The sequence below is a fragment of the Facklamia sp. HMSC062C11 genome (assembly GCF_001810675.1).
GTDB classification, from domain to species: Bacteria; Bacillota; Bacilli; order Lactobacillales; family Aerococcaceae; genus Facklamia; species Facklamia hominis.
On sequence record NZ_KV802390.1, the window covers coordinates 1 to 8351 of the forward strand.

Sequence of the window (8351 nt, forward strand, 5' to 3'; positions counted from 1 at the left end):
TACATAACTCAGCCCAGAGTCTACGATAGCCATAGTTAGGATGTTGTTCCCGAAGTTCTAATAATTGTGTTTCAATGGCTTGATCTGGGTTAGGACGGTCAAATTTCTTGACCCAATTATAATAGGTTTGTTTGATTAAGCCGACATACTGTAATAAATCTTTCAACTTATATTGATGACGGAGGCGATAGACTAATTTCGAGCGTTCTTTGTTTGTTGCTTCCTCTTTTCTAATCTGAGCCTCCAAAATTTTTTTAAAATATCATTTTCCATTCTTAATCGATAATTTTCTTCTTCGAGTTCTTTTAAACGTTGCGCCGAATCAGCGGATGGAGATAGCGATGTCTTTGTTTTCTTTTTTCGACATTTTCGATGGCCTCCCTTGTTGTTTTGGTAAGAGTCCATCAATCACATATTTGCGAAAGTCGATTACCCAACGCGTCAATAAATAGGGATGATTAATACCATATTGATTCGTTAGAGATTGATAGCTTTTCTCACTTGTCAAGTAAGGTTGTACTACTTCTAACTTGAATTCAACAGGATAAACTTTCTTTTGTCGACAACGCAATAGTTCTTCCTCACTTAGGATTTGGTAAGCATTAACCCATTTATGTAGAGTACTATTACTTTTAACCTGATATTTTTTCGCTAAATATTTGTAACTACCTGCTCCTTCTAAATATTCTTCGACAATTTTTCGTTTAAATTCATAACTATATTTTGCCAATATAAATACCCCCAAAAAATTAGATTTTGGTCCAACTTTTTGGGGGCACTACATTAAAGTCCTGTCCCTTTTTTCATGTAGAGGAGGGATGAGATGAATTTACTTGAAATCGGTGTTTATGTTGGGGCAATCATTGTGGTAGTGACTTTGTCGCAAAAATTGATCAGTCTGATTACTGCCATTCAAAGAGTCATTCTACGCATCAAAAGATCGTCACCAAGTTGACTGAGGGGGGCAACCAGCAGGATGACCCCCTCAGTAAGGTCGATGCCCAAAACCATTAAATATCCAATAGCTTAAAGGAGTTGAGTCATTATGTACTTAGATAACAAGACCTACGACTTAGGGAAGTGGTTAGTCTAATCTTTCTCCCTGCCCTAGCAGTTCTAACCAAGGGAATCGGGGATATTTATCACTTATCGAATATCGATCAGCCGGTAATGACCATTAATGTTATTACGTCCTTTTTAGGAACTATTCTTCAAATTTCCAGCCAGAATTTTAACGATAAAGACCCAAAGTTACCAGCCCATTAGAAAGGAGCATTATTATGCAAGAAAAATTAAAAAACTTAGCATCCTTATTCTAAAAGTATTCCTCGTCCATTTCTGTTGCTACACGGATGGCTTAATCCGTGGTGGAATCCCAGGCAGGGGAGTCTGAATTATATAAGAAGTCATATAATGGCTTTGGCATCAAGGCCTCTGCCCCCCTGGCAGGGGCCGAAGGTTAGTCATCAATCCCTCGAAGCGGACGGCAAGCTATATGAGTCGTATTTCCGAAAATACGGCTCATTAGAAGAGTCAATTGCGGATCACGCCTCCCCTTTCTTCACCTCAACGCCTTACCGCCGTCAAACAGCCTATAAAAAGCGATTTTGGCTAAGACTTATCAAGAGGAAGCGGGGATTTACGTAGGGGATCCGAACTATGGTCACAAGTTGATTAAGGTGATTGAAGACTATGATTTAACCCAGTATGATGTAGAATTAGCCACCCAAGCTTGGCAGCCTGAAATGATTGACAGAAGATATCAGGCCTTGGGCGGCCAATCTTACGATCGCCCGCCTAGCGATATTACGACGATTGTCTGGCATTATACAGCTGTGCCTCGTCAATATAACCGCAAGATTTGGGACCACAAACGTTACTGGCGTAACGATCGTGGTTGGGGCAGAGGTGGCTATCACTATTACATCGATAGCGATGGAGTCTTGTATTGGAACAATAACCCTGAACGCATTACCTGAGGAGTGGGCGATAATAATGGTTTACTATTCATATCTCTGTTGAGGCCAATTCTAGAGATGATTATTCAGAGGCTCAGATTAGGATCCGGGATTGGACCACGCGTAAGCTGATAGATGAGTTGGGTATTGATGTGAAGAATGTTAAAGGGCATTGGGAGGTCAATAATAATAATACCGCCTGTCCTAGATATACAAAGGCGGAGATGGATGCCTTTAGGGAATGGCTAAGCCCTTAGTGATAGAGCCGATTAAAGAAGTTCCCCAAAAGAAAAAAGAGGAAGCAGTCGAAAACTACCTCTTATTTGATGGGGTGAAGTATAAGTTAGTTAAATCCTAGCCCCTCCCTGCTCCTTTTTTTAATATAGATTTCAATGAGATTGAGTTTCGTACGCAGTCCGCCTTCCAGCCTTTCAAGATTCCAGAGCTAGATAAGGTGAACCTCAATTCTTTTTATCTAGCCTCCTGATTCCAGTGGGGGGGAGGGGGAAGTTGGGTTTATATTCGCTGTTACTTAAGTTGAGAATTTTATTTCATAAAATTTACAATAATTTTACTTTATTTTTACATTAGTTTGCTACTATAAGAATTGTTACATGATGAAATTGAAAAGAGGTGAGAAAATAAAAAGTGAAAATTCTGATTTCTAATGATGATGGTATAAATTCTAAGGGTGTTCATATTCTTGTAAAGTTATTAAATGATTTAGGCCATGAGATTGTAGTCGCTTGTCCAAGTAAACAATGTAGTGGCTATGGTCAATCAATTACAACCAGGAATTTAATCACTTATAAACAAACCGATCAATTCGTTGGTGCCATCAAAGCATATGCCATTGATGGAAGTCCTACCGATTGCATTCTGGTTGCGTTAAATCACTTACTCGATCAAAAACCCGATCTTATTATGACAGGAATTAATCACGGAGCAAATGTTGGAAAGGATTATTTTTATTCTGGAACAATAGGAGCTGCTAGAGAAGGAAGTTGCAATGGTATTGCATCAATTGCATTATCACTTTCTAGAGATAGTGATTATTCTTTGAACTTTGAGCAGTCGATTCCTGTGATGAAGGAAGTTTTGAAGAAAGTATTAAGTCGTCCTTTATCAAATGGAAGTCTTACTAACATTAACTTCCCGAGCCGATCCTATGATAATTATTTAGGAATTAAGGTTGTTCCAATGGAATTGAGACAAGAGCGATTTAAATTGATTCCAGTTGACATTAAAGATGTTAGAGCAACTAGAGGTTTTTGGTTATCAAATCGAATTAATGAAATGGACGAAGTTCAGCACGCTGATTATAGCCTGGTTAGTAAAGGCTATGTGACAGTATCACCTATTGATATATTTAAAAATGATCATGAATTACTTAAAGAAGTTGAAGAAGTTTTTAAGGAGCAATAAATATGAAAAAAATTGTGAAATTGCTGATTGCTACTATTTTTCTAGGATGTTTATCTAGTTTAAATACCATTTATGCTCAAGGTAACAATAATTTATCTGGTGAGATAGAATTTTATACTTCTCAACCAGATGAAGATGCGGCTAAATTAGTTGAAGCATTTAACCAAAAATATCCGGACATAAAAGTTAATATTTTTAGATCAGGAACGGAGGAAGTTGTCAGCAAGATTAATGCTGAAGAACAAGCTGGTCAAGTCTTAGCGGATGTTGTACTGCTAGCAGATGCTGTAACATTTGAAGGATTTAAATCAAGAGACTTACTTTTGAACTATGTGTCTCCTGAAGCTTCAGAAATTGATTCTCAGTATGTAGACGATTATTATACTGGAACTAAAATTTTAGCTACTGGTATTGTTTATAACACAGATCTTGTATCTGAAGCTCCTGAATCATGGGAAACATTCACAAACGAAGCGAATAAAGATTTATTAGCTATGCCAAGTCCTTTATATTCTGGTGCAGCGGCATATAATTTAGGTGTTTTAACTCGTAATGATGAGTTTGGTTGGGATTTTTATAAAGCTCTTCAAGCAAATAATCCTTTAGTGACTAAGGGAAATGGTGGAGTATTGGAAAACGTGGCATCTGGTGAAAAACAATATGGAATGATTGTCGATTATCTAGTTCAAAGAGCTGTTAATGATGGTTCCCCAGTGGCATTCGTTTATCCAAAAAATGGTGTTCCTGTAATTACTGAACCAATCGGAATTATGCAATCAACTGAAGAAGAAGAAATTGCTAAAGCATTTGTTGACTTTGTTCTTTCCCAAGAAGGTCAAGAATTGCAAGCTGAATTGGGTTATGTTCCTATACGTAAAGGTATTCAGGCTCCTGAGGGATTAAAGGCTGTTGATGAAATTGAAAATGTATTGACTGCTGACATGAAAGAGCTCTTTGAAAACCGTGAGTCAGATAAGGAAGAATTTGATCAATTATTTGCTCAATAGAAGAGGGGACTTGTCTTGAAAAATCAATTTCAGAAAAATGAAAAGGGGACAACGGCAACGTTGTTTCCTTTTCTTCAATTAACAACAAAATTTAGTCGCTTGGGCATTATTTTATTAATCTTTATTTTCTTCGCTTTACCAGTTATTAGGTTAATGTGGATGAGCTTTTCGGGAGAAAATGGATTAAGTTTCGATTTTTATAATGAAATATTGAGTGATTCTAGAACTTGGGAAGTGTTAGGGAACACACTAATTGTTGTATTGGGATCCATGACTATCGCAACGATTCTTGGTGTAACGATTGCATGGCTAATTGCCTACACTAATCTACATTTAAAAGGGATTATTCAACTATTAATCTTTTTACCTTTTGTTATACCTTCCTATGTATCCTCATTAGCTTGGGTTCAATTTTTTCGTTCAAAAGGGTTATTTTCTAAAATAGTTGGTCTACTCGGAATCAATATTGGAAAGATTGACTTATATAATTTTGGGGGAATTATATTTGTTATGGGAATCACCATGTACCCACTTGTTTATATGTTTACAGTTAATGCTTTTAGGCAGATTCCTAGAGATGCTGAAATAGCTGCTAAAGCTTCAGGAGCTTCTTCTTGGACTGCCTTCTCTAGGATAACGGTCCCTATGGCGTTACCAGGTATCGCTGGAGGAATGTTTATAGCCTTTTTGGGGTGTTTGGATAACTTTGGGATTCCAGCATTCTTAGGGACTCCCGCAAACATCGATGTCTTAACTACTTATATTTATCAACAAATTATTGGGTTTGGTCCAACTGCTTTTAATAGGGCTTCGGTTTTATCCATGTTGTTAACTCTAATTGCCTTGATTGTTATGGCTTTTCAATGGATGGTTACACGAAAATCAAGAGCATTGGAAACGGGTAAAATTGATTTAAAACCAAGATATATCCTGGGACGTTCAGGTTGGCTAATTGAAATGTTGTTGTGGTTATTTTTAATTACAACTTCAATATTACCGTTAATTTCCTTAGTAGTTGCACCATTAATTAAGGCTGTTGGATTAGATTTTTCTTTAGAAAATTTAAGTCTAAAAAATTATGAGTTTGTTTTAAACAATCCTCAAACACAGTCTGCTATTTTTACTTCATTGAAGCTAGCAGGTATTTCTTCAGTAGTTATCTTATGCTTTGCCAGTGTTTTTGCTTACTTTAGGGTTCGTTTTAATAATGGTTTTTTGAGAGTCATTGAGGCATTCATTACAATTCCATATGCCTTACCTGGGACAGTTTTCGCTCTATCAATGATCTTTGCTTGGATGCAGCCTTTTCCCGGTTGGAATCCAGGAATTTATGGATCGATATGGATTTTATATATTGCTTATATAACTCGTTTTATGATTGTTCAAGTTAGAAGTGCGATAACAGCCTTTGGTCAAGTTGATGAATCGATAGAAGAAGCTTCTGAGATTTCGGGTAGTCGAGGAAGAGGGAAATGGTTGAAGGTGATGCTCCCTTTGATATTACCAAGTATTCTTAGTGGAACCGTCTTAGTCTTTTTACAAGCCTTGACCGAACTCACTGTATCCTCCTTGCTATATTCATCAAGTTCAAAAACGATTGGAGTCCAAGTTTTAAGCTATCAACAAGCAGGATATACATTAAACGCTACTGCTTTTTCAAGCGTTATTGTTGGTTTAATTATATTGACATATCTGGTCATCTTGATTATTCAAAAGTTTGTCGAAAGAAAGAGGTAAGCTATGAGTATTGAAATAAAACATCTAACGAAAAGGTTTAATAAGTTTACTGCATTAAATGATATTAATTTAGAAATTAAGGAAGGAGAATTTGTTGCGATACTTGGACCATCTGGGTGCGGTAAAACAACACTATTGAGGTTATTAGCTGGATTTGATAGTCCAAGTGACGGTCAAATATTAATGAATAATAAAATAGTTTCTAGTCCTAATAATACTTTGAAAGCAAATCAAAGAGATGTAGCTATGGTGTTTCAGAATTTTGCCTTATGGCCTCATATGACAGTAGCAGAACATATTCAATTTCCTTTAAGGTACGACCGGTTTGCTCGGAATGATTATGTTAAAGATCCCAAAAAAAGAGTTGATGAAGTGATTTCAATTATTAATTTGGAAGAAAAAAAGGATCGCTTTCCTTCTGAGTTATCCGGTGGTCAAAAACAAAGAGTTGCTCTAGGTAGAGCAATTGCACCAGAACCAAAATTATTGTTGATGGATGAGCCTTTAAGTGCATTAGATGCAGAATTAAGAATTGAAATGCGTAGAGAAATTCAAAAAATTCATCATCATACCAATGCAGCGATTGTCTATGTGACTCATGACCAAAGCGAAGCCCTAGCTATGGCAGATCGTATTATTGTAATGAATATGGGAAGAGTTGAGCAGGTTGGTACCCCAGAAGAAATATACTACAATCCTGAAACAGTATTTGTATCAGAATTTGTAAGTAAGGCAAACCTAGTCAGGGGTTCTTGGTCAAATGAAGGATTTCGATTGGAAAACTCAAAAATATTATGGCCTTTTAATTCTACACCGATGAATATACGTCAGAAAAACTTTTATTTATTAAGACCAGAAGAAATAACTTTAGATTATATCGATGATAGATCAACAGAGTCTAACTTAGTTGGTCGGATTGAGACTTGTCAGTTTCAAGGTCAAGAGTACCGATATACTCTTGAAACAAGAGATCAAATATTGACGGTTGTTCTGCCGATTAAAGATAAGATTTCAATAGGTGAGGAAGTAGTGATTATTCCCAGAATTAATGAGGTGAAATAAATGCTTCAAGTAAAGATTCTTGGATATTGGGGCGGGTTTCCTGTAAATGGTGGAGGAAGTTCAAGCTATCTCATAGAAACGGACCATAGTAAGATATTATTTGATATGGGATCTGCTAGTGCTCATGAATTAAGCCAACAAATAAGATATCAAGACCTAGATGCAATATTTTTAAGTCATTGGCATCATGATCATTCTACAGATATATTTACATATGAGCATGCATGGAAGGTATTATTGAACAACCATCATGTGGACCATAAGCTAAAAGTCTTTGTTCCATCACTTAATGATTTTACAAAGCATTTAAAATTAAATTCACTAAGCTTAGAAGTTATAGAACCAAATAAGATATACTATCATAAGGGGATAAGTATTCAAGCGGTAGCAGTAATGCATACTATTCAATGCTTTGGTTTTAAAGTGAATTATGAGTCTAAATTATTTTTTTATACTGCTGATACAAGTTATTTTAGTGGATTAATCGATTCTTGTAATCAAGCAGACTTGTTAATCTGTGATGCAACAAACTTTAAAGGAAGTAATCATTCTTCTGGTAGAGGACATATGTCTCCCCAAGAAGCGATTTGTTTAGCAGAACAAGCGCAAGTTAAGAGGGTGATACTAAGTCATCTTCCTTCAGATATTAAACTGACTCAGGAAGAAAGAAAGATGAACAGTCGCTATCCCGATGAATGGGTTAGATTAGCATCACAGATTGATGCGTATGAAATTACTTAGTTAAATAAAAGGGTTAAGTTCTTGTTATCTTTACCCTAGCTCCTCCTTGCCCCTTTTGAATATAGATTGCATTGAGATTGAGTTTCGTACGCAGTCCGCCTTCCAACCTTTCAGGCTTCCAGAGCGTTGCTACCGAACCTCAATCTTTTTTGTTTGCTTAACTTTTAGGTGCAGGGAGGGGCTAGAGTGAATCTTACATTTATCCGGTATAACAATATATAATGGCTCTATGTCAAACATACTAAAATTAGTAGTGTAGTATCCACGACGGTGGTATTACACTACTATTTTTTTATAGTAGATGTGAAGTATTTGAGACCGACAACCCTAGAGGATTTTAAAATTCGTATGTCAAACAGGTCCACTTCACTATTTTTGTTTAATTTGTTTGGCTATCGTAGACTCTGGGCTGAGTTATGTA

9 protein-coding genes and 1 pseudogene are annotated in these 8351 nt (G+C 36.4%); 8 read left to right on the forward strand and 2 right to left on the reverse strand.

Features of this window, described 5'->3' with window-relative positions:
* Positions 1 to 247 (reverse strand): annotated as a pseudogene (locus HMPREF2758_RS08955) (hypothetical protein); the annotation flags it as partial.
* A gap of 75 nt (positions 248 to 322) precedes the next feature.
* On the reverse strand, positions 323 to 730 hold the full coding sequence (locus HMPREF2758_RS03480) for a helix-turn-helix domain-containing protein (protein WP_006908196.1): 408 nt from the start codon (positions 728 to 730) through the stop codon (positions 323 to 325).
* A 93-nt stretch (positions 731 to 823) separates the two neighbouring features.
* Between HMPREF2758_RS03480 and HMPREF2758_RS09060 the strand changes: the two genes are divergently transcribed.
* The 8 genes from HMPREF2758_RS09060 (at position 824) to HMPREF2758_RS03510 (ending at position 7930) form a co-directional block, all read left to right on the forward strand.
* On the forward strand, positions 824 to 955 hold the full coding sequence (locus HMPREF2758_RS09060; protein ID WP_006908195.1) for a hypothetical protein: 132 nt from the start codon (positions 824 to 826) through the stop codon (positions 953 to 955).
* A 125-nt stretch (positions 956 to 1080) separates the two neighbouring features.
* The gene (locus HMPREF2758_RS08650; protein WP_231285850.1) at positions 1081 to 1266 is read left to right on the forward strand and encodes a phage holin; all 186 of its coding nucleotides are present in this window, start codon (positions 1081 to 1083) and stop codon (positions 1264 to 1266) included.
* Between the two features lie 341 nt (positions 1267 to 1607).
* On the forward strand, positions 1608 to 1979 hold the full coding sequence (locus tag HMPREF2758_RS03485) for a peptidoglycan recognition protein family protein (protein WP_070609168.1): 372 nt from the start codon (positions 1608 to 1610) through the stop codon (positions 1977 to 1979).
* 627 nt (positions 1980 to 2606) lie between these two features.
* Positions 2607 to 3383 carry a 5'/3'-nucleotidase SurE gene (surE, locus tag HMPREF2758_RS03490; RefSeq protein WP_006908193.1) on the forward strand — a complete coding sequence of 259 codons (777 nt, stop codon included), beginning with the start codon at positions 2607 to 2609 and terminating at the stop codon, positions 3381 to 3383.
* 2 nt (positions 3384 to 3385) lie between these two features.
* A complete protein-coding gene (locus HMPREF2758_RS03495; RefSeq protein ID WP_006908192.1) occupies positions 3386 to 4390 on the forward strand; it encodes an ABC transporter substrate-binding protein in 1005 nt (334 codons plus the stop codon).
* Between the two features lie 15 nt (positions 4391 to 4405).
* A complete protein-coding gene (locus HMPREF2758_RS03500) occupies positions 4406 to 6127 on the forward strand; it encodes an ABC transporter permease (RefSeq protein WP_070609169.1) in 1722 nt (573 codons plus the stop codon).
* A gap of 3 nt (positions 6128 to 6130) precedes the next feature.
* The gene (locus HMPREF2758_RS03505) at positions 6131 to 7189 is read left to right on the forward strand and encodes an ABC transporter ATP-binding protein (RefSeq protein WP_006908190.1); all 1059 of its coding nucleotides are present in this window, start codon (positions 6131 to 6133) and stop codon (positions 7187 to 7189) included.
* Positions 7190 to 7930 carry an MBL fold metallo-hydrolase gene (locus tag HMPREF2758_RS03510; protein ID WP_016648138.1) on the forward strand — a complete coding sequence of 247 codons (741 nt, stop codon included), beginning with the start codon at positions 7190 to 7192 and terminating at the stop codon, positions 7928 to 7930. It begins immediately after the preceding gene.
* Positions 7931 to 8351: the final 421 nt, after the last annotated feature.

Bases quoted from the DNA above. Each gene is read 5' to 3' on its own strand.
- HMPREF2758_RS03510 (WP_016648138.1), top strand. From the start codon at position 7,190: ATGCTTCAAGTAAAGATTCTTGGATATTGGGGCGGGTTTCCTGTAAAT.
- HMPREF2758_RS03495 (WP_006908192.1), top strand. From the start codon at position 3,386: ATGAAAAAAATTGTGAAATTGCTGATTGCTACTATTTTTCTAGGATGT.
- HMPREF2758_RS09060 (WP_006908195.1), top strand. From the start codon at position 824: ATGAATTTACTTGAAATCGGTGTTTATGTTGGGGCAATCATTGTGGTA.
- HMPREF2758_RS03505 (WP_006908190.1), top strand. From the start codon at position 6,131: ATGAGTATTGAAATAAAACATCTAACGAAAAGGTTTAATAAGTTTACT.